The sequence below is a fragment of the Herbaspirillum sp. ST 5-3 genome, assembly GCF_004804275.1.
In the GTDB taxonomy this organism is placed as follows: Bacteria; Pseudomonadota; Gammaproteobacteria; order Burkholderiales; family Burkholderiaceae_D; genus Noviherbaspirillum.
This window is the reverse complement of the sequence record NZ_STGI01000010.1, coordinates 1-20,401: the sequence shown is the minus strand read 5'-3', so window position 1 is coordinate 20,401 and position 20,401 is coordinate 1. Positions and strand designations below refer to the sequence as shown.

The window sequence follows — 20,401 nt, the reverse complement described above, 5'->3', positions numbered from 1 at the left end:
GATACGACAAAGCGACCACGCGGGTCGCTTTGTTCTTTTGGCGGGTAGCGCCGTCAGGCACGGTCTGATGATGTTTAATGATCAACAGCGGCGTGCAGGTTGCCGGCCGTGAGCGAGGGGCTGTTGCCGAGGCTGGCGAGCTGGCGATGCCGCTCTTCCTCGTCCAGCGTCGACAGCGCGCGCACGGCCGCATAGAACTTCGGCATGCTCTTGGTCTGCGTCATCAGGGCGCGGAAACCCGGCACGAAATCGTGATAGGTCGCGATGGCGGACAAGTGGGCGTTCGACAGCGGTTCGGCGAACCAGCGGTCGTAGCCGGCGTAGCCGCCCCAGCTTGCTTTCAGCACCTGGTATTCATCCTTCAGGGCCTGGAAGATTGCCGCCTTCTCTTTCCTCTTTTCGCCGTCGCTCACGTCGCGATCGTAGTTTGCCTTCAGCGTCTTGCGGTACTTGAGCAGCATGGCCAGGAAATCCTGCTTGCGCGCTTCATACGCCGCATAGTCCTTGCGCATCTTGTCGTTGCCGTACTTTTCGAGCCAGCGCTCGACGCCGGCCTCCTCCACCGATACGGCGAAGGACTCGTTGAAGCGCGAATCGCCGGGCACGTAGACAACCTGGTGCGCCAGCTCATGAAAAACCATGCGCGCCACTTCGCCGTCAGGGTAGCGGATGAAGGTCGACAGCACCGGATCCTTGAACCAGCCTAGCGTGGAATAAGCCGGCACGCCGGACACCTCGACGTCGTACTTCTCGGCGCGCAGCTCGGCGGCATACGCCTGCGCATCTTCCTTGCTGTAGTAGCCGCGATAGTTCACGCAGCCAGCCACCGGAAAGCACCATTCCAGGGGCTTCAGCGACAATTCCGGCGTCGCCACGACATTCCACATGACGAAGGGGCGCTTGAGATCGGCATAGGTGGTGAAGGTGTCATTGTCCGGCAAGCCAAGATCGGTGGCGGCGAATGACCGGATTTCCTTGACGCGGGTGAGCTTGACCTTGAGCGTGTCGCCGATGCCCGGCGTGGACAGCCAGTCATCAATCGGCCGCGCTTCGGACAGCAGGGAAAACTGTCCCTGCGCGGCCTGCACGAAATAACCGATCTGCGCGCAGCCGCCGACCAGCGCCGCCACACCGCAAAAAATCAAAGTCCGCCACTTCATTTTCATATCCTGCCTACACCTTTTCCACCTGCACCAGCACGTCGTAGAACGTTGGTCCATTGCCCATGTCGGTCGTGCGCTGGCTGGTGACTTCGTTGGCATTCTTGCCATCGGCGGTCAACTTCTTCCACCAGATCGACAAGCCGACCACGAGGCCCTGCCGCGCCTTCTCGGTCACGCGCGCTTTCGCAACGAATGAGCCGCGCGCATTGAAGATGCGCACCGGATTGCCGTCTTCGATGCCGCGATGTGCAGCGTCGAGCGGGTGGATATCCAGATGCGGTTCGCCTTCCGTATTGCGCAGGCTCTCCACATTGACGAAGGTGCTGTTAAGAAAGTTCCTGGCCGGCGGAGAAATCATCGCGAGCGGATAGTCTTTTCCCAACTCGGGGCTGCTTGCAAGCGATTCATGGGGCGGCACATACGCTGGCAAAGGATCAAGCCCGGCGGCTTTCATGCGCTCGCAATAGAACTCGCATTTGCCCGAGGGCGTGGGGAAGCCTCCGTCAGCGAACGGTGCCTCCGGCATGTTGAGTTTCTGCCAGCCTTTTTGCTTGAGCGAATCCCAATTGAAATGGATAGCGCGCACGTCGTTCTTGTTGAAGGCTTGGGCGGCGATGTCGTCGTCGCTCTCCTTGAAGCAAGGATCATCGAAACCCATGCGCGCGGCGAGCAGCCGGAAAACTTCGGTATTCGGCTTGGCCTCGCCGAGCGGAGCGATTGCGGCATTGTTGGCCATCATGTACATGTGGCCATAGGTCGTATGGATATCGACATGTTCGAGCTGCGTGGTGGCCGGCAGCAGGATGTCCGCATGGTCGGCGGTGTCGGTTTGAAAATGTTCGAGCACAACCGTGAACAAGTCCTCGCGCGCGAATCCTTGCGCCACCTTCGGCGACTCCGGAGCGACGGCAACCGGGTTGGAATTGTAGACAACGAGCGCTTCGATTTTCGGGCCGAATTCCGGCGAAGCTTCGTGCAGCAAGGCATTGCCGATCTCGATCATGTTGATCGTGCGCGACTGCCCTTGCAGGAGATCGGGGCGCTGCAGAGCTTGGTTGTTTTTCGGGAAGGCGTCCGATGTGGACAACTGCACGCCGCCCGCTGCGTGACGCCATGCGCCGACCAGCGCCGGCAGGCAGGCGATATTGCGCACCGCCATGCCGCCGCCGTGGGTGCGTTGCACGCCGTAGTTGACGCGGATCGCAACCGGCTCGCCGCGCCTGGCGGTCGCTCCGTATTCGCGTGCGAGTTGTTCGACTTCTTCTACCGTGATGCCGCAGGTCTGCGCGGTGCGCTGCGGCGTCCATTCCCGAACGCGCTCCCGGAGCTGGTCGAAGCCGAGGGTATGCCGTGCGATGTAGTCTTCATCGAGCAGGTTTTCGGCGATCAAGACATGCATCATGCCGAGCGCGAGCGCCGCATCGGTGCCGGGTAGCGGCGCGATGTGTTGATGACATTTCTCCGCTGTCAATGAGCGGTAGGGATCGATCGCAATCAGTTTCGCGCCGCGGCGCTTGGCTTCCTGCGCGCGCATCCAGAAATGCAGGTTGGAGGCAATCGGATTGCCTCCCCAGATCAGGATCAGCTTCGCGTTCTGGAATTGCTCGACATCGGTGCCGATGCGCGCGCCGATGCTGTACTTGTATCCGACGCCGCCGGCAGCGGAGCAAATGGTCCGGTCCAGCAGAGACGCGCCGAGCTTGTGGAAAAACCGCGCTGCCATTGATTCGCCCTGCACCAGCCCCATCGTTCCGCAATAGCTGTACGGCAGGATGGCTTGCGGACTGCGCGCCGCAATCTCCTTCAGACGGGCCGCAATAGTGTCGAGCGCCTCGTCCCAGCTGATGCGTTCGAACTTTCCTTCCCCTTTCCTGCCGATGCGTTTCATCGGATACAAGAGACGATCCTTGTGATACGTGCGTTCGGTGTAGCGCGATACCTTGGTGCACAGCACGCCCGCCGTGGTGGGATGGTCGGGATCGCCGCGCACTTCGGTGGCAACGCCGTCCTTCACGGTGACGAGCAGTGCGCAGGTGTCTGGGCAATCATGCGGGCAGGTTGCGCGAACAATGGAGGTGGTCATAAAACATTCCGAGATAAGCCGGCGCTCCCTGAAGGGACATCCGCCGGGCGTTGGGAGTAGCTAAAATATGCTATACCGGTCTGGGCGTAATATACCGATATTGCGCAAGGCGCGCATGCTTCCGAGCAACAAGACGCGCCTGGCAGTGAAATGGAGACAACAATGAAGTTGCTTGACCCGATTACCGAATTCCGTTCCCAATTGCAGCAAATCCGCCGCGAGATCCACACCTATCCGGAACTGTGCTTTGAAGAGCAGCGCACGTCCGATGTCATTGCGCAGAAACTGACCGAATGGGGCATCCCCATCCTGCGCGGCATGGGCGTAACCGGCGTGGTGGGTGTGATCAAGAATGGCTCCAGCACGCGTGCCATCGGCCTGCGCGCCGACATGGACGCATTGCCGGTGCAGGAAATCAATACCTTCCCGCATGCGTCGAAAAATGCGGGAAAGATGCATGCCTGCGGTCATGACGGGCATGTTGCGATGCTGCTCGGCGCGGCGCATTATCTTTCACAACATCGCAATTTCGACGGCACCGTTTATCTGATTTTCCAGCCCGCAGAAGAAGGCGGCGGCGGCGCGAAAAAAATGATGGACGACGGCTTGTTCTCGCAGTGTCCGATGGACGCTGTATTCGGCATGCATAACTGGCCCGGCCTTGCCGCCGGCAGCTTCAGCACCACGGTGGGGCCGATGATGGCCTCGTCCAACGAGTTTGAAGTGGTCGTTCGGGGCAAAGGTTCGCATGCCGCGCAGCCGCACAAGGGCGTGGACCCGATCATGGTGGCCATCCAGATTGCGCAGAGCTGGCAAACCATCGTGACGCGCAACAAGAGCCCGATCGATGCCGCAGTCTTGTCGATCACGCAAATCCACGCCGGCACAGCGACCAATATCATTCCCGACGAGGCCACCCTGATCGGCACGGTACGTACCTTCACGACCGAGGTGCTGGACCTGGTTGAACAGCGCATGCAGACCATTGCCGAGCATACCGCGACCGCATTCGATGCCGAGGTCGATTTCCGCTTCAAGCGCAATTACCCGCCCCTGATCAATCACGCGAAGGAAACCGCATTCGCGATCGAGGTGATGAAATCAGTGGCCGGCGCGGACATGGTGAACGCGGCAACCGAACCGACCATGGGCGCGGAAGATTTCGCGTTCATGCTGCAGGAAAAACCGGGTTGTTATGTTTTCATCGGCAACGGAGAAGGCGACCACCGCGATGGCGGACATGGACTCGGCCCCTGCAACCTGCACAATCCCAGTTACGATTTCAATGATCGCTTGCTGCCGATCGGCGCGACCTTCTGGGTGCGGCTGGCGGAATCCTATCTGCGCAACACCTGAGGCGCGCTTGCGCCATTGCACCGTGGCGCTACTGCACTTGTGGCAGGGTCAGGGAGGTATTCACCGGCAGTACGGCTTCGCGCAGAAGCCGGATATCGCCGTACCACGCCTCGGTGGATTCGCCGGTATTGTCGGTATCGGTCAGCACGCCGATGCCGATCAGCCGGCCCGGCTTTTCGCCAAAGGCCTTCTCGTAGTCCTCGACGATATTGCGGGTGAACGCGCGCCACTCGCCGATGCCTCCCGAGCCGCTCTCGGCCACCATCATCTTGATGCGACTGCTGTAGGTGCTGCGGATGATGGTGCCGACCGGCGCATTGTTTTCCCAGATGTACATCAGGGTGGCGTAGGGGAAATCATGGCCGGTCACGACCTTGGCGGTTTCGAACAGCACCTGATCCGTGAATGGGAGCTTTTCCTTGTCGCCATCGAATCCGAGAACGATGCGTACCGGTGAATCCTCGGTGGCGCGCTGCGTATTATCCGCAGCCTTGAGTAAAGCCGGAATCTTCCATTGCCATTGAAGCCACGGGCGGCCTGCCGGATCGACACTCAGCGTATGCATCAATGCGGATGATGCACTGTTGGCACGCGCATGCAGAACGGTCTTGCCTTCCTTGCGCACGAGTTGATATTCCGTCTGCTTCTTGTTGCGCAGGATGATCAGCGGCTTCCAGCCCTCCGGGATTCCGCCGGGAGGATTGGCGGAAAAGAGCGTGAGCCTGCCGTCAGCGTTCGCCGGTTTGGCGGACTGTTCGACCGGCGCGCCGCCGGGATCGAGGGCGCATCCGGTGATCACAAGCGGCAACAAGAGCGAAACGGCGAAATGCTTCATGACGGAACGTATCAAAGGCACACGCTCCGTATCGATGTCTGCGTACTCGCACTCAGACTAGAAATCGGTGAACAGCGGCGTTTGCGGCCTGACAATTTGGGATGAATGGATTGTATAGCGTAGCGAAGTCACTTCCGCCGCGATTTGACTTTCGTCGGTCTTTTCGTGAGCAAACTGCCAACGAAGCTGATGATATTTTGCAACAACATCGCGATGCGCGATACTGATCAGCCCGGCGTCTGGCAACTCTTGCAACACCAGTTCGTACAAATGCGCTTCGGTCTCGGGATCGAGCGCGCTCGTCGCCTCGTCCAGGAAAAGCATCTGCGGCCGCGTCAGCAATGCCCGCACAAAGGCCAGCCGCTGCTGCTCGCCCGGCGAGAGACGCTGGCTCCAGTTATCCATTTCGTCGAGCTTTTCCGCCAGGTGCGGCAGCTTGCACAGTTCGAGGAAATGCCGGATCGCGCGGTCCTTGTACGCTTCTTCGGCAGCCGGGTAGGCAATCGCTGCACGCAGCGTCCCGATCGGGAGATAGCTTTTTTGCGGCACGAAGAGCAGCTTCGCTTCGTTCGGTATTTCGATGCTGCCCGAACCATACGGCCAGATGCCCGCGATGGCACGGAACAAGGTCGACTTGCCGCAGCCGGACGGCCCTGTAATGAGGATGCGTTGACCGACATGAATGCTCGTCGACAACGGCCGAGTCAGCGTGTGCCCGCCAGGCAATCGCAGCTCCACATCGTCCAGCAGGATCGCGCCGACGTTGTTGCGCTCGACATTGATGCCTGCCTCTTGCGTACGGGCCGCAGTCACCGCCGCATGGAAACCTGCAAGCCGGTTGACGCTCGCCTTCCAGCTCGCAAGGGAACTGAAGGCATTGATAAACCATGACAAGGACTCTTGCACCTGACCGAAGGCCGAGCTGATCTGCATCAGTCCGCCGAGCGTGATGGCGCCGCTGAAGTAACGCGGCGCACCAACCAGGAATGGAAAGATGATGGCAAACTGCGCGTAAAAATTCGACGCGACATTCAATCGCTTGGTGGTGCGCATGATGGCCCACCAGTTCTGTCGGATCCATTCGAAGCGGCCCGCCAGTTGCGCGCGTTCCTGCGATTCGCCGCGATACAGCGCAACCGGCTCCGCGTGCTCGCGGATGCGCACCAGGCCGAAACGGAAATCCGCCTCGTAACGCTGCTGCAGGAAATTCTGCAGCACCAGCGGCTTGCCGATCCACCACACCAGCGCGGAACCGATGACGGCATAGGCCATCGCAAACCACACCATATAGCCGGGGATCGTGATGGATTGCGCGCCGAGCATGAACGACAGCGGACCGCTGACCGACCACAGGATGCCGATGAAGGAAAACAGCTTCACCACGCTCGACAACAAGCCGATCGACAGCGAGAGAGAGCCGCTGGTCAGGAAGCTCAAATCCTCGGCGATGCGCTGATCGGGGTTGTCGGCGGAACGGGTCTGTTCGATCCGGTAATAGGCCTGATTGCTCAGCCATTCATCCAGGTATTGTCGCGTCATCCAGGCGCGCCAGCGCATCTCCAGCGACTGGGTGAGGTAGACCTGATAGATGGCCACCGTGATATAGATGAACGCGAGATAGGAGAATCGCCAGAGCTGTTCCTTGAACGCGGGGAAGGCCTTGTTCTCCAATGCGTTGTAGAAGTCGCGATTCCATGCATTGAACTGCACATCGAGATAGACCATGCCGAGCGCCAGCGCAATCACCGCCGCCAGCAAGCCGCGCGCCTTCCAGCGCTCCTCGGAAATCCAGTAGGGCTTGACCAGATTCCATACCAGACGCCAATCGATGCGTTCCTGAAGCTTGACCGTCATAGAAAATTACAGGGAGTCGAAAATGAATGAGACACGGCAACCGCATCGCCAGAGACTGCCGCGGGCGCTCGCTTGTGCAAAGGTGTGTTCAAGGCAGTTTGTCGGCATCCTTGCCGAGGCGCTTGCCGGGGTTGAGGCGTTCCAGGGCAAGCAAGGCTGCAGATTGATCGGCATTCGGCACGGCGTCGGCGATGCTGCGATAGATATTGGTGACGAGTTCGGCCACCGGCAAATGCACCCCGGCCGCAGAAGCGGCAATCAGGACGTTTTCCAGATCCTTGGTCTGGCTTTTCACCTGACCGCCGGGCAGGAAGTTTCGCTCCAGCATGCGCTGGCCGTGCACGTCGAGGATGCGGCTCTCGGCGAATCCGCCGCGGATGGCGGCGCGCACGGCAGCAGGATCCGCCCCGCCCGCCTGCGCCAGCAGCAAGGCTTCGGCCACGATGTTCAGCGTACCGCCGACGATCAGCTGATTGCAGAGTTTTGCCACTTGGCCGCATCCCGCGGGCCCGACAAGGATCGCGCGGCCCATTACTTGCAGGATCGGCTCCGCCCTTGCGAAGTCGGCCGGACTCCCGCCCGCCATGATGGCGAGCGATCCGGCTTCCGCCCCCATGACGCCGCCGGACACCGGCGCATCGACGAATGCGACGCTGCACGCGGCCAGTCTGGCATGCATTTCCTGCGCCTCGGACTGGCGCGTCGAACTCATGTCGATCACCAGGGTTCCGGGACGCAGAGCGGACAAGGCCGCATCGATCACCTGCGCCACCACTGGCCCGGCTTCCAGCATCGTGATGACGATGTCGGCCTGCGCCACCGCTTCGCTCGGAGTATCCGCAACGGACGCGCCAAAAGGCGCGAGCGCATCCGCCTTGGCCCGTGTGCGATTCCACGCAGTCAATCGGTATCCCGCCTGAAGCAGTCGAGTCGCCATCGGCTTTCCCATCAGCCCGATGCCTAGAAATGCGATGGCTGGTAGCGGTGCGGAAATACTCAAGCTGCTCTCCTCGTAAAAATCGGATTCATTGCATAATGATGCATCATCATCTCAAAATAATAACTTCCATGTCGACGAGCAAGGTAGAAGTTCTGTTCGATACCCCAATGTTGCTGGGCGAATGCCCCGTGTGGCACCCTGAAGAATCGGCTCTGTACTGGATCGACATCGCGGGCACGGCGGTGCATCGATTCGTCCCCGGGACCGGCACGCACAATTCTTGGGCTTTGCCCTCCGAACCCGGCTGCATCGCGCGTTGCGCGAGCGGCGGACTGATCGTCGCCATGCGTTCCGGCCTGGCCATGCTGGACACGCGCAGCGGCGGCCTGCGCCATGTTGCCGATGCGCCTTACGACAGCACGCGCATCCGTTTCAACGACGGTCGTTGCGACGCCGCTGGGCGGCTGTGGACAGGCACATTGTACGACCCGCGCGACCAGCCCGGCGGATCACTTTACTGCATTGAACGCGGCACGATTCGCGACGCAGGCAAACCGGTGACCGTCTCCAACGGGGTGGCCTTCAGCATCGACAACCGCACGCTGTATCACACCGACACCACGGCGCACAGGATCATGGCCTATGATTTTGATCTCGCCACCGGCAGTGTGGCAAACGGGCGTGTGTTCAAGCAGTTCTCGACGGACAAATCGCACAATTACGGCGGCCGCCCCGACGGCGCCGCCGTCGACAGCGAAAACGCGTACTGGTGTGCCATGTACGAGGGTGGCCGCCTGCTGCGGCTGGCACCTTCGGGCGAGGTGCTGCAGGAAATCAGCCTGCCTGTACGCTGCCCTACCATGATCGCTTTCGGCGGCGATGACCTGCGCACGCTCTACATCACGACGGTGAGCAACAAGCGCCCTGCGGACGAACTGGCGGCACACCCCTTGTCCGGCTATGTGCTGAGCCTGCGGGTCGATGTGCCCGGCCGTATTGAAACGCCCTACGTCGCGTGAAACTTCTCGCCCCGCCGCCGGGGCCCGCTGTCATCGTTGGCGTGTATTTGTTTCCAGACGTTCTTATTCGAGGTTATCCATGCTCAAACAGATTCCAACGCTAACAAGAGCGCTTGCCGTTTGCTGTGCCCTTGCCGCATTTCCCCTGTCGAGTCATGCGATTGATTCGGCCTCACTTGAATACGGCGATGGCAACAAGACAAAGCTGGTGCGCCTCGGTGTCCAATGGAAATGGAACAAGCGGTGGTGGCAGTCGAACGGAACCCATATCGGCGGCTACTGGGATCTCAGCGTGGCGCGATGGCACGCCACGAATTTCAGGAACATCCCCGGCAACACGCAGAACATCGCGGTGCTCGGCCTCACCCCGGTGTTTCGCCTTCAGAGCGACAGCCTGACGGGTTTTTATCTGGAGGGAGGCATTGGCGCCAACCTGCTGTCCGAGGTTTACAACAGCAATCGCCGCCAACTCTCCACGAGTTTTCAGTTCGGCGATCAGATCGGCGTCGGCTACGTGTTTCCGAACAAGCTCGATATCGCGCTGAAAGCCGAGCACTTCTCGAATGGCGGCATCAAGGAACCCAATAGCGGCATCAATTTCGTGATGTTGCGGGCGAGCTACGGGTTCTAGTTTCAAATGTCATGGCGCGCGGCTCAGGCGTCCGTCAGATGCCGCCCACGCACAGGTACTTGATGACGAGATAGTCATCCATCCCGTATTTCGATCCTTCGCGGCCGAGGCCGGATTGCTTGACGCCGCCGAAGGGCGCGACCTCGTTGGAAATCAGCCCGGTGTTGATGCCGACCATGCCGCTTTCCAGTGCTTCCGCCACACGCCAGACGCGGCCGATATCGCGTGCATAGAAATAGCTGGCGAGACCGAACTCGGTATCGTTGGCCATCGCGATCGCATCGGCCTCATTCTTGAAGCGGAACAGCGGTGCCAGCGGGCCGAAGGTCTCTTCCTTCGCCACGCGCATGTCGGAGGTGACGTCGGCAATGACGGTCGGCTCGAAGAACGTGTGGCCGAGCGCATGCCGCTTGCCGCCCGTCAGCACGCGTCCGCCCTTGGCCAGCGCATCGGCGACATGCTGCTCGACTTTCGCGACTGCGTCGCCGTCGATCAGCGGCCCCTGCGTCACGCCCGGTTCAAGGCCGTTGCCGACTTTCAGCTTCTTCACTGCGGCGACCAGCTTGTCGGCGAAGGCGTCATACACCCCGTCCTGCACATACAGCCGGTTGGCGCACACGCAAGTCTGGCCGGCGTTGCGGTACTTGGAAACGATCGCGCCTTCGACCGCCGCATCGAGATCGGCATCGTCGAACACGATGAAGGGCGCATTGCCGCCGAGTTCGAGCGAAAGCTTCTTGATGGTCGCGGCCGACTGCTGCATCAGCAAACGGCCCACTTCGGTGGAACCGGTAAAGCTGAGCTTGCGCACCGTCGGGTTGGACGTCATCTCGCCGCCGATGGCGCGCGCATCGCCGGTAATGACGGAAAACACGCCGGCCGGCACGCCAGCGCGCTCCGCCAGCACCGCCATCGCAAGTGCCGAGAAGGGCGTGCCTTCCGCCGGCTTCACGATCATCGGACAACCGGCAGCCAGCGCCGGCCCGACCTTGCGCGTGATCATCGCTGCCGGAAAATTCCAGGGCGTGATCGCGGCGCATACGCCGATCGGTTCCTTCGTGACCACCAGCCTGCGATCGGCCCAGGGCGATTGCAAGGTATCGCCCGCCACGCGCTTGGCTTCCTCGGCAAACCATTCGATGAAGGAAGCAGCATAGGCAATTTCGCCGCGCGCTTCGGCCAGCGGCTTGCCCTGCTCCACTGTCATGATCAGCGCCAGGTCATCCACATTGGCCAGCATGAGGTCGTTCCATTTGCGAAGGATCGCACTGCGCTCTTTCGCAGTCTTCGCCCGCCAGCCGCGCCAGGCCTGATTGGCGGCGTCGATCGCGCGGCACGTCTCGGCAGCGCCCATGTTCGGCACGGTACCGATGGTTTCGCCGGTGGCGGGGTTGGTCACCGGGAAGCGTTCGCTATTGTCAGCGTCGCACCATTGACCGTTGAGGTAGGCTTGCTGACGCAGCAGCGATGGGTCTTTCAGTTGCAGCATGGGATGGCTCCGAAAAATTTAATATTTGGCAGCGGCCTTGTTGCGCCCGCGCAGCCATTCCAGCACCAGCAGCAGGCAGGTCGAGAACACGATCAGGATGGTCGCCAGCGCAGCGATGGCCGGGCTGATGTTCTCGCGGATGCCGGAGAACATCTGGCGCGGCAGCGTCGACTGGTCGGGGCCGGCGACGAACAGCGTGATGACAACTTCATCGAAGGATGTCGCAAACGCAAACAGCGCACCGGAGATCAGCCCCGGCGCAATGACCGGCAAGGTGATTTTGAAGAAGGTGCGCAAGGGGCTCGCGCCGAGGCTCAGGCTGGCGCGCACCAGGTTCTGGTTGAATCCTTGCAAGGTGGCCGACACGGTGGTGACGACAAACGGCGCACCCAGTGCGGCATGCGCAAGAATCAATCCGACATAGGTTTCGGACAAGCCGATCGCCGCAAAGAAGATGTAGATACCGACGCCCACCACCACTACCGGGACCACCATCGGGGAAATCAGCACAGCCATGACCAGCGCCTTGCCGCGGAAGTCCGCCTTGTTCAAGCCGACGGAAGCGAGCGTGCCGAGCACGGTGGCAAGCACCGTGGCGGCGGGCGCGACAATGAAGCTGTTCTGCGCCGCGCGTATCCATTCATCCGATTCAAACAGGCTCTGGTACCAGCGCAGCGAGAATCCCGGAATCGGATAGGACAGGAAAGTGCTGTCGGCAAACGATAGTGGAATGATCACCAGGATCGGCAGCATCAGGAACAGCAGTGTCAGCCCGTTCAATCCGCGCAGGATGAAAAACCAGGTGCGTTCGGCAAACGACTGGTAAGGAGCGAAGGTCGGCAAGAAGGTTTTCATGGCGTATCCGGTTTCAATATGATTGCAGCGGCATGCGAACGATGGACTGCGTCCTCATCCCATGCTCACCTCCATCCTGGCAAAGCGGCGGTACACGCCATACAGCAGCAAGGTCGCCGCCAGCAGCAATGCCCCCAGCGCGCATGCCATGCCCCAGTTGATCGTCACATTGATGAAGTAAGCGACGTAATAACTGACCATCTGTTCGTTGGTGCCGCCCAGCAGCGCCGGCGTGATGTAATAGCCGAGCGCAAGGATGAACACCAGCAGCGCGCCAGCGCCGACGCCCGGATAAGTCTGCGGCACATAGACACGCCAGAACGCGGCGAACGGATGGCTGCCGAGTGAAATCGCCGCGCGCATATAGGTAGGCGGAATCGATTTCATCACGCTGTACAAGGGCAGGATCATGAACGGCAGCAGAATGTGCGTCATGGAGATGTAGGTTCCGGTGCGATTGAAGATCAATTCGAGCGGGCCGTTGGTGACGTGCAGCGCCATTAGCGTCTTGTTGACCAGTCCTTCCGATTGCAGCAACACCATCCACGCCGCCACGCGCACCAGGATCGAGGTCCAGAACGGAATGAGGACCAGGATCATGAATAAATTCGCACGCCGTTCCGACATGGTGGAAAGCCAGTACGCCAGCGGATAGCCGAGCACCAGGCAGAACAGCGTGACACCGAGGCTGATGACGAACGTGCGGACGAAGATTTGCCTGTAGGCCGACTCGTCTTCAGGAATGCGCACGATCTTGCCGGTGCCATCCTGACGCAAATCGAGCGCCGCCAGCAGATAGTAGGGCGAGTAGCGGGAACCATTCTTGGCAATCACCTGCCAGTACTCCGGCTTGCCCCATTGTTCATCGATGTCGATCAGCGCCTGCTTGAATTCCGTTGCCGTCATCTTGCCGCCATCCGCCGCCTGCAAGGGCATGGCATGCGTGGTCTTCATGATCACGGAACGCGCACCCGGAAGTTCCGTGTTGATGCGACGAGCGACGCTGCCGGCTGCGTTCTGCTGTTGTGCTGCAGCCAGATCGGCGGCGAGCGCGGCATAGGCGGCATCCGGCGGAACACTGACGCGGTCCCATCCTTTCAACGCCGTTACCGTCTGCGGCAAGCCGTCGGCGATTTCCGGATTTTCGATGGCGCGCTTGAGGAGAATGGCGATCGGCGCGACAAACACAATCAGCAGGAAAATGACCAGCGGCGCGATGAGCGCGATGGCGGCCATGCGCTTGCGCAGCTGCGCCCGATGCAGCTCGCGCTTCAACTGCACTGTCGAAGGTTCCACGTAGGGCATATCGATGGCCGGAGCGATTGCGGAGGTAGTCATATCGCAATTTCAGTGAAGATGAAAAATGATGCCGCGCCACGCATGTCGCCCGAGCAGCATGAGCAGCACGGCATCAGGCCCGCCGTCACGGACTGGAGAACTCCATAACGACGGGGGAGACAGGCTTATCGCGCCGCCCAGGCGGTGAAGCGTTGTTCCAGCTCCTCGCCGTGATCGGTCCAGAACTTCATGTTCTGCTGCACCGAATCCTTGACGTTGGTCGTGGAGGTCGGCAACTGGGACAACATCTTGTAGTCCATGCGCTTGAAGGCATTGTTGTTGACCGGGCCGTAGGCAATCTTGCCGGCGTATTGATGCTGCGCTTCCGGCGTGCTGGAGAAGGCGATGAATTTTTCCGCGATTTCCTTGTTCTTCGCGCCCTTCGGAATCACCCAGTAGTCCAGGTCGTAAATGCCACCGGCCCAGGTAATCGCCAGGTTCTTGCCTTCGCGTTGCGCAGCATCGATGCGACCGTTATAGACCGTCGACATCACGACATCGCCGGCAACGAGGAATTGCGGCGGCTGCGCGCCGGCTTCCCACCACTGGATGTTGTTCTTCAGTTCATCCAGCTTCTTGAATGCGCGATCGACACCCGCCTTGGTGGCCAGCACGTTGTACACCTCCTTGGTGGGCACGCCGTCGGCCATCAGCGCGAACTCCAGGTTGTAGCGCGCGCCCTTGCGCATGCCGCGCTTGCCCGGGAATTTCTTGATGTCCCAGAAATCGGCCCAGCCTTTGGGTGCGGTCTTGAGCTTGTCGGCGTTATATCCGAGCACGGTCGACCAGACGAATGCGCCGAAGCCGCACTCATGGAAAGCGGCGGGAATGAAGTCCTCCTTCTTGCCGATCTTGGCGGCGTCGATTTTTTCCAGCAAACCTTCTTCACAGGCGCGACCGACTTCACCGGACTCGACTTCAACCAGGTCCCAGCTCACTTTTTTGGTTTCGACCATCGCCTTGAGCTTGGCCATTTCACCGTTGTACTCGACGACCGTCACCTTGTTGCCGGTCGCTTTCTGGAACGGCTCGACATAGGCAGCTTTTTGCGCGAGGCTGTTGGCGCCGCCGAAATTGACGACGGTCAGCTCGCCTGCATGGGCAAACCCGGCGGACAGGGCTGCGCTCAGCAGGATGGGTTTAAGGGTGCGTTTCATCTGTGCTCCTTCTCTCGTATTGTTGGATGTGATGGATAATCATGTCCCGCTAACCGGTCGGGATACATCTGGATGCGCCCCTTCTTGTGCGAGGGCGTCATCCGGAATGGGTGGCTAATTAAAGATGCGCAGGCGCTCTGGCTCGATGCCCAGCCGTACCGGCGCGTCGGTCGACAGATCGAGCGCCGCTGCGTCATGCAACGCAATCTTGACGAAGCAATCGTCCTGCTTGGGCAAGGCGCAGCGCACGCGCACATGGTCGCCGAAATAAATCAGATCAGACACGGTGGCACGCAGTGCATTCGGGATTTCAGCGTGCGCAGCATGAAGGCGGATACGTTCCGGTCGTACGCACGCCGTCACGTTCTGGCCGGGTTGTGCGGAATTGACATTCAGGCCGTTCAGGATGCTACCATCCGGCAGGCGCACGCCGCACTGCCCGCCCGATACGGACGACACAGTGCCGTTGATGCGATTGTTATCGCCGATAAAACCGGCGACGAATTGGTTCTGCGGGTATTCATACAGCTCGTCGACCACCGCGAGCTGCTGGATCACGCCCTGATCGAATACCGCGACGCGATCGGACATGGTGAGCGCTTCGCTCTGATCGTGCGTGACATACACGAAGGTCACGCCGAGACGCTGATGCAGCGCCTTCAACTCCAGTTGCATGTGTTCGCGCAATTGCTTGTCGAGCGCACCCAATGGTTCATCCATCAACACCAGCTTGGGTTCGAACACGAGGGCGCGCGCCAATGCAATGCGCTGCTGCTGCCCGCCGGACAACTGGGCTGAATAGCGGTCCGCGAATTTCCCCATCTGCACCATGTCGAGCGCTTGCTTCACCTTGGCCGCGCGCGTGCTGCTGTCCACACCGCGCACGGTCAATGGATAAGCAACGTTTTGCGCAACCGTCATGTGCGGGAACAGTGCGTAATTCTGGAACACCATGCCGATGTTGCGCTTGTGCGGCGGCACCTTGTTCAGCAGCTGGCCATCGAGCCGAATCTCGCCGCCCGTCGGAAACTCGAAACCGGCCAGCATCATCAGGCATGTCGTCTTGCCCGATCCGGAGGGACCGAGCAGCGTCAGGAATTCGCCTCGCTCGATGTTGAGGTCGAGATGTTTGACGACGAGGTGTTCGCCATCGTAGGTCTTCTTGACGCCCCGGAATTCAACCAGGGTGTCGCGCGTCGCATTGTCTTTGTGTATCACGGAATGTCCCCTTGTTATGGTGACCGGCGACGGTGCATTGCCGCGCCGGCTTTACAAGCTGTCAGGCTTCCAGCATTGCGGCTTCCAGTACAGTCAATGCCTCGTCCATCAAATCATCACTGATCGTGAGCGGAAACAGGAAGCGAATGACATTGCTGTATACGCCGCAGATCAATAGCAGTAAACCTCTTTCGAGCGCGCGTGTCTGTACCTTTTTTGCAAAATCCGCATCGGCTTCCGCGCTGCCGGGCTTGTTGAATTCCACGGCGACCATGGCACCCAGTCCGCGCACGTCGGCAATATGCGGAACGCGCTTGCGCAAGGAGTGAAGTTTTTCCTTGAGTTGCTGCCCGAGTTGCTCCGCGCGCGCCGTCAGATTCTCTTCCTTGATCACATCGAGAACGGCAAGTGCGGAAGCGACTGCCAGCGGGTTGCCCGCATAGGTACCGCCCAGTCCGCCCGGTGCCGGCGCGTCCATGATTTCCGCACGGCCGCAAACAGCGGACAGCGGCATGCCGCCGGCCAGGCTCTTGGCCATCGTCATCAAGTCGGGAATGACGCCGTAATGCTCCATCGCGAACAGCTTGCCGGTGCGCGCGAATCCCGTCTGCACCTCGTCGGCAATGAGCAGGATGCCGTGCTGATCGCACAGCTTGCGCAGTGCCTGCATGAATTCGACCGGAGCCGCATAGAATCCGCCCTCACCCTGCACCGGCTCAAGAATGATCGCCGCAACACGTTTCGGATCGACGTCGGATTTGAACAAGGTCTGCAAGGCGGCCAGCGAATCTTCCGTGCGCACGTCATGCGCAGGGATGGGAAACGGCGCGTGATACACCTCGCCGGGGAATGGCCCGAAACCGACTTTGTACGGCACGACTTTGCCTGTCAGTGCCATGCCCATCATGGTGCGGCCGTGGAAGCCTCCGCTGAACGCGATGACGGCTGAGCGGCCGGTAGCGGCGCGTGCGATCTTGATTGCGTTCTCGACGGCTTCGGCGCCAGTGGAAAAGAGTGCTGTCTTCTTTGCATGATCGCCCGGAGTGATCGCATTGATGCGTTCCGCCAGCTCGACATAACTTTCATAGGGAACAACCTGATACGCCGTATGCGTGAACTTCCCGAGCTGCTGCTCGATCGCATGCATGAGCCTGGGATGGCGGTGACCGGTGTTGAGCACGGCGATACCGGCGGCGAAATCGATGTAGCGGCGATTCTCCACATCCCAGATTTCCGCGTTCGATGCACGGTCGGCATAGAACTGGCACATGACGCCAACGCCACGGGGTGTGGCGATATCCTTGCGTCTCTGCAGATCAGCGTTCTTCATGTCTACTCCATCTGTTTATCTCTATCGTGGGAGAGATACTAAGGCCGCTTTGGCGCTACAATGTAGATCCACTTTGAATTATTCGATGGTGCCACTTTGCGGGTCGCAGCCCTTTCCGACTTTCTGCTACAGAGAATCGACCGCAGTTGCGGCAAGCCGGTCAACCGCCAGCTTTACCAGGTCATCCGTGAAGCCATCCTGTCGCGCGTCATGCCTGCAGGTCTGCAGCTCCCCTCCTCGCGTGACCTCGCACGCGAGCTGAAAATATCCCGCAACACCGTCACCTACGCCTATGAACAATTGATGGCCGAGGGCTATCTGGAAACGCGCACCGGTGCCGGCACCTTCGTCACCGACACCGTGCCGGACCAGATTCCGGAGGTCGACGATATCGATATCAAACGCCCCAGACAGGGAAGCAATCTCGGCTTGTCGGAGCGCGGCGCGCAACTGGTGAAGCACGCGGGAGCATACAAATTCCAATGGGGCGCATTCATGCCCGGCGTCCCGGACGTCACCGCGTTCCCGAGCAAGATATGGAGCCGGCTGCAGAACAAATACTGGCGCCGCTCACGTTCGGACATGCTGACCTACGGCCATGGCGGCGGCTATCTTCCCTTGCGCGAAGCGATCGCCGAATACCTTCGGGTCGCCCGATCGGTCAACTGCACCGCCGAGCAAATCATTGTCACGTCCGGCATTCACCAATCCATTGACCTTGCCTCCAAGTTGCTGGCCGATGTCAACGACCGCGCCTGGGTTGAGGATCCCTGCTATTGGGGCACGCGCAATGTGCTGACGTCGCTGAACCTGAAACCAACACCGATCGCAGTCGATGACGAAGGCATCAGCCCGGTCGCCGCAGACCTACGCCACCCTCCGCGATTCATCTTCGTCACACCTTCGCATCAGTACCCGCTCGGGCAGGTAATGAGCCTGTCGCGTCGACGCATGCTGCTCGAATATGCAGCGGTGCACAGTATCTGGATCATCGAGGATGATTACGACAGCGAATTCCGCTACGCCAGTCGACCGCTGGCTTCATTGCAAGGAATGGACACACACGACCGCGTGCTGTACATCGGCTCATTCAGCAAGACGCTGTTTCCCGGCTTGCGTACCGGCTTCATCGTCGTGCCGCCTGCGCTCGCGGACGCATTCGCAACCGGATTATCGGACCTCTACCGCGGCGGACAATTGTTTACCCAGGCAGTGCTCGCTGACTTCATGACGGAGGGGCATTTCGCTTCGCATATTCGCCGCATGCGCGTGTTGTACGCCGAGCGTCTCAATCTGCTCCGTGAAGCCATTACACGCAATTTTGGTGATGCATTGCCGATTTCCGGCGACGACGCCGGCCTGCATCTCGCGCTACTCCTGCCCGAGAACTGTGACGACGTAGCGCTCGGCCGCGCCGCGCAAGAACAGGGAATCATCGCAAGGCCGCTCTCAGGCTATTACATGAAGCCGTCGCGCGCAAAGAAGGGACTGATTCTAGGATATGCATGCGTTCCCAACGACCTCGTCGGGCCCACTTTCGACCGCCTCGCGGAACTCATACGCAAGCACACTGACCTGTCCTGAGATTTTCGGACCACAGGAAATTTGAGAAGATAGCTCCCAAACGAAAGGGAGCAATGAAGAAGAGCCGATACAGCGACGAACAAATCGACCGGATTTTGCGGGAGGCCGACAGGCCCCCGATAGCCGAAGTGGCCAAGCGCCACGGCGTTACCGAGCAAAGCATCTATGGCTGGCGCAAGCGATTTGGCGAGATGGCGGCCGATGAAGTCAGGAATCTCAAAGCCCTCGAACAGGAGAACGCCGGGCTCAAGAAGCTGCTGGCGGAACGAGATCTTGAGATCGAAGTGATGAAGGAGATTTCAAGAAAAAGATGGTACGCGCGCCAGTTCCACGAATCGCGGCGCTGTTGACCTGCTACCCAATTTAGTCCGAAATCGACACGACGTCTGCGGTTAAAAAACTCTGTGCAAACTGCTTCGGCGTCAGGTAGCCGAGCGAACTGTGTGGTCGTTCGCCATTGTATTCCTGACGCGATTCCTCGATCACTTGCCGTGCGTGGCGCATCGAGATGAACCAATGCTCGTTCAGGCATTCATCCCGGAACTTGCCATTGAAGCTCTCGATGTACGCGTTCTGCTGCGGCTTGCCAGCTTGGATGAAGTGCAGTTGCAATCCCCGACCATAGGCCCATACATCGAGTGCCTTCCCGGTAAATTCTGACCCCTTGTCTACCGTCACTGATCGTGGCAATCCACGCAGTTCTGCCAGCCGTTCCAACACGCCAACGACGCGACGTTCCGGCAATGAAGTATCGACTTCGATCGCCAGACACTCGTTGGTGTCAACGGCAATTGAATACTGATACAGTTTTTCCGGCATCGGCAATTCAATATTGATACACCAGTTTGTAGTGTCATCGATATTGCCGGTCTCGATCAGTCCGGCAAGACCTCCTTTCCTGTGGACGCTTTTTTCGCCATGACGCCAGCGCGGCGCTTCTCGCGCAACCGAAAGCTGTCGCCCTGGATGGGCACGACATGTGCGTGGTGCAGCAAGCGATCCAGCATGGCTGCCGTGAGCGTGGCGTCGTCGGCAAAGGTTTGATCCCATTGCCCGAACGGCAGATTGCTCGTCACGATCAGGCTGCCGCGCTCATAACGCTTGGCAATGACCTGGAAGAACAGGTTGGCTTGCTCCCGGCTCATCGGCAGATACCCGATTTCATCAATGATCAACAGTCGGTACGGATTGACGAATCGTTTCAGCGCGTCGGCCAACTGGTTCTGGCGATGCGCGGTGGTCAGGATCATCAGCAAGTCGGCCGCCGTGATGAAGCGCACCTTGATGCCGGCCTGCGTGGCGGCATAGCCCAATGCCACGGCGATGTGCGTCTTCCCGGTGCCGCTCGGCCCCAGCAGCACGACGTTCTCGCTGCGTTCGATGAAGGCCAGACTGGCCAGTTCCTGCACCTGCGCACGAGGCACGCCGCTGGCGGCGGCGAAGTCAAAGCTGTCGAGCGTCTTGATGGCCGGTGGTTTCGCCCCTGTATTCCCGTACCACCGGCATTAGTTATTTAAAGCCTGTTTCTCTCGAAACGTCCGTGGCGGCA

At 60.0% G+C, this 20,401-nt stretch carries 15 protein-coding genes and 3 pseudogenes; 5 read left to right on the top strand and 13 right to left on the bottom strand.

Annotated features, from left to right (window positions below; translation table 11 throughout):
- Positions 1-74: 74 nt before the first annotated feature.
- A complete protein-coding gene (locus E6W33_RS18355; protein WP_136418777.1) occupies positions 75-1,166 on the bottom strand; it encodes an aminopeptidase in 1,092 nt (363 codons plus the stop codon).
- A gap of 7 nt (positions 1,167-1,173) precedes the next feature.
- Entirely contained in the window at positions 1,174-3,246 is a 2,073-nt protein-coding gene (locus E6W33_RS18350; RefSeq protein WP_136418776.1) for a molybdopterin oxidoreductase family protein, read from the bottom strand.
- Positions 3,247-3,408: 162 nt separating this feature from the next.
- Here E6W33_RS18350 and E6W33_RS18345 point away from each other — a divergent pair, with 162 nt between their 5' ends.
- Entirely contained in the window at positions 3,409-4,602 is a 1,194-nt protein-coding gene (locus E6W33_RS18345; RefSeq protein ID WP_136418775.1) for a M20 aminoacylase family protein, read from the top strand.
- A gap of 28 nt (positions 4,603-4,630) precedes the next feature.
- On the opposite strand, the gene E6W33_RS18340 is transcribed toward E6W33_RS18345, so the two are convergent.
- The 3 genes from E6W33_RS18340 to E6W33_RS18330 form a co-directional block, all read right to left on the bottom strand.
- On the bottom strand, positions 4,631-5,437 hold the full coding sequence (locus tag E6W33_RS18340; RefSeq protein ID WP_136418774.1) for a DUF3047 domain-containing protein: 807 nt from the start codon (positions 5,435-5,437) through the stop codon (positions 4,631-4,633).
- A 57-nt stretch (positions 5,438-5,494) separates the two neighbouring features.
- Complete coding sequence (locus E6W33_RS18335; RefSeq protein ID WP_136418773.1) at positions 5,495-7,291, bottom strand: ABC transporter ATP-binding protein/permease; 1,797 nt, start codon at positions 7,289-7,291, stop codon at positions 5,495-5,497.
- Positions 7,292-7,379: 88 nt separating this feature from the next.
- Complete coding sequence (locus tag E6W33_RS18330; RefSeq protein ID WP_136418928.1) at positions 7,380-8,285, bottom strand: NAD(P)-dependent oxidoreductase; 906 nt, start codon at positions 8,283-8,285, stop codon at positions 7,380-7,382.
- A gap of 74 nt (positions 8,286-8,359) precedes the next feature.
- Between E6W33_RS18330 and E6W33_RS18325 the strand changes: the two genes are divergently transcribed.
- Together E6W33_RS18325 and E6W33_RS18320 are read left to right on the top strand one after the other, a co-directional pair.
- The gene (locus tag E6W33_RS18325; protein WP_136418772.1) at positions 8,360-9,250 is read left to right on the top strand and encodes an SMP-30/gluconolactonase/LRE family protein; all 891 of its coding nucleotides are present in this window, start codon (positions 8,360-8,362) and stop codon (positions 9,248-9,250) included.
- A 79-nt stretch (positions 9,251-9,329) separates the two neighbouring features.
- Entirely contained in the window at positions 9,330-9,881 is a 552-nt protein-coding gene (locus tag E6W33_RS18320) for an acyloxyacyl hydrolase (protein WP_136418771.1), read from the top strand.
- Between the two features lie 34 nt (positions 9,882-9,915).
- Here E6W33_RS18320 and gabD read toward each other — a convergent pair whose 3' ends face one another.
- The 6 genes from gabD to E6W33_RS18290 all read right to left on the bottom strand — a co-directional run bounded on the left by gabD (position 9,916) and on the right by E6W33_RS18290 (position 17,268).
- Entirely contained in the window at positions 9,916-11,370 is a 1,455-nt protein-coding gene (gene gabD / locus E6W33_RS18315) for an NADP-dependent succinate-semialdehyde dehydrogenase (protein WP_136418770.1), read from the bottom strand.
- An 18-nt stretch (positions 11,371-11,388) separates the two neighbouring features.
- Positions 11,389-12,225, bottom strand: coding sequence for an ABC transporter permease (locus E6W33_RS18310; protein ID WP_136418769.1), 837 nt, complete (start codon positions 12,223-12,225; stop codon positions 11,389-11,391).
- A gap of 54 nt (positions 12,226-12,279) precedes the next feature.
- Positions 12,280-13,563 (bottom strand): ABC transporter permease, encoded by a 1,284-nt coding sequence (locus tag E6W33_RS18305; protein ID WP_136418768.1) that lies wholly within the window; start codon positions 13,561-13,563, stop codon positions 12,280-12,282.
- A 125-nt stretch (positions 13,564-13,688) separates the two neighbouring features.
- On the bottom strand, positions 13,689-14,720 hold the full coding sequence (locus E6W33_RS18300; protein WP_136418767.1) for an ABC transporter substrate-binding protein: 1,032 nt from the start codon (positions 14,718-14,720) through the stop codon (positions 13,689-13,691).
- 114 nt (positions 14,721-14,834) lie between these two features.
- Positions 14,835-15,938, bottom strand: coding sequence for an ABC transporter ATP-binding protein (locus tag E6W33_RS18295; RefSeq protein ID WP_211097379.1), 1,104 nt, complete (start codon positions 15,936-15,938; stop codon positions 14,835-14,837).
- 61 nt (positions 15,939-15,999) lie between these two features.
- Positions 16,000-17,268, bottom strand: a complete 1,269-nt coding sequence (locus E6W33_RS18290; protein ID WP_136418765.1) for a 4-aminobutyrate--2-oxoglutarate transaminase — start codon at positions 17,266-17,268, stop codon at positions 16,000-16,002.
- 96 nt (positions 17,269-17,364) lie between these two features.
- On the opposite strand from E6W33_RS18290, the gene E6W33_RS18285 reads away from it, so the two are divergent.
- Complete coding sequence (locus E6W33_RS18285; RefSeq protein ID WP_136418764.1) at positions 17,365-18,852, top strand: PLP-dependent aminotransferase family protein; 1,488 nt, start codon at positions 17,365-17,367, stop codon at positions 18,850-18,852.
- Between the two features lie 53 nt (positions 18,853-18,905).
- A pseudogene (locus E6W33_RS18280) lies at positions 18,906-19,163 on the top strand (transposase); the annotation flags it as partial.
- Between the two features lie 52 nt (positions 19,164-19,215).
- Here the strand turns inward: E6W33_RS18280 and E6W33_RS18275 are convergent.
- Both E6W33_RS18275 and istB read right to left on the bottom strand, forming a co-directional pair.
- Positions 19,216-19,638, bottom strand: a pseudogene (locus E6W33_RS18275) (integrase core domain-containing protein); the annotation flags it as partial.
- Positions 19,639-19,727: 89 nt separating this feature from the next.
- A pseudogene (istB, locus tag E6W33_RS18270) lies at positions 19,728-20,324 on the bottom strand (IS21-like element helper ATPase IstB); the annotation flags it as partial.
- Positions 20,325-20,401: the final 77 nt, after the last annotated feature.

Excerpts from the sequence above, each read along its gene's own strand:
- E6W33_RS18355 (WP_136418777.1), bottom strand. The coding sequence starts at position 1,166 with ATGAAAATGAAGTGGCGGACTTTGATTTTTTGCGGTGTGGCGGCGCTG.
- E6W33_RS18350 (WP_136418776.1), bottom strand. The coding sequence starts at position 3,246 with ATGACCACCTCCATTGTTCGCGCAACCTGCCCGCATGATTGCCCAGAC.
- E6W33_RS18345 (WP_136418775.1), top strand. The coding sequence starts at position 3,409 with ATGAAGTTGCTTGACCCGATTACCGAATTCCGTTCCCAATTGCAGCAA.
- E6W33_RS18340 (WP_136418774.1), bottom strand. The coding sequence starts at position 5,437 with ATGAAGCATTTCGCCGTTTCGCTCTTGTTGCCGCTTGTGATCACCGGA.
- E6W33_RS18335 (WP_136418773.1), bottom strand. The coding sequence starts at position 7,291 with ATGACGGTCAAGCTTCAGGAACGCATCGATTGGCGTCTGGTATGGAAT.
- E6W33_RS18325 (WP_136418772.1), top strand. The coding sequence starts at position 8,360 with ATGTCGACGAGCAAGGTAGAAGTTCTGTTCGATACCCCAATGTTGCTG.
- E6W33_RS18320 (WP_136418771.1), top strand. The coding sequence starts at position 9,330 with ATGCTCAAACAGATTCCAACGCTAACAAGAGCGCTTGCCGTTTGCTGT.
- gabD (WP_136418770.1), bottom strand. The coding sequence starts at position 11,370 with ATGCTGCAACTGAAAGACCCATCGCTGCTGCGTCAGCAAGCCTACCTC.
- E6W33_RS18310 (WP_136418769.1), bottom strand. The coding sequence starts at position 12,225 with ATGAAAACCTTCTTGCCGACCTTCGCTCCTTACCAGTCGTTTGCCGAA.
- E6W33_RS18305 (WP_136418768.1), bottom strand. The coding sequence starts at position 13,563 with ATGACTACCTCCGCAATCGCTCCGGCCATCGATATGCCCTACGTGGAA.
- E6W33_RS18300 (WP_136418767.1), bottom strand. The coding sequence starts at position 14,720 with ATGAAACGCACCCTTAAACCCATCCTGCTGAGCGCAGCCCTGTCCGCC.
- E6W33_RS18290 (WP_136418765.1), bottom strand. The coding sequence starts at position 17,268 with ATGAAGAACGCTGATCTGCAGAGACGCAAGGATATCGCCACACCCCGT.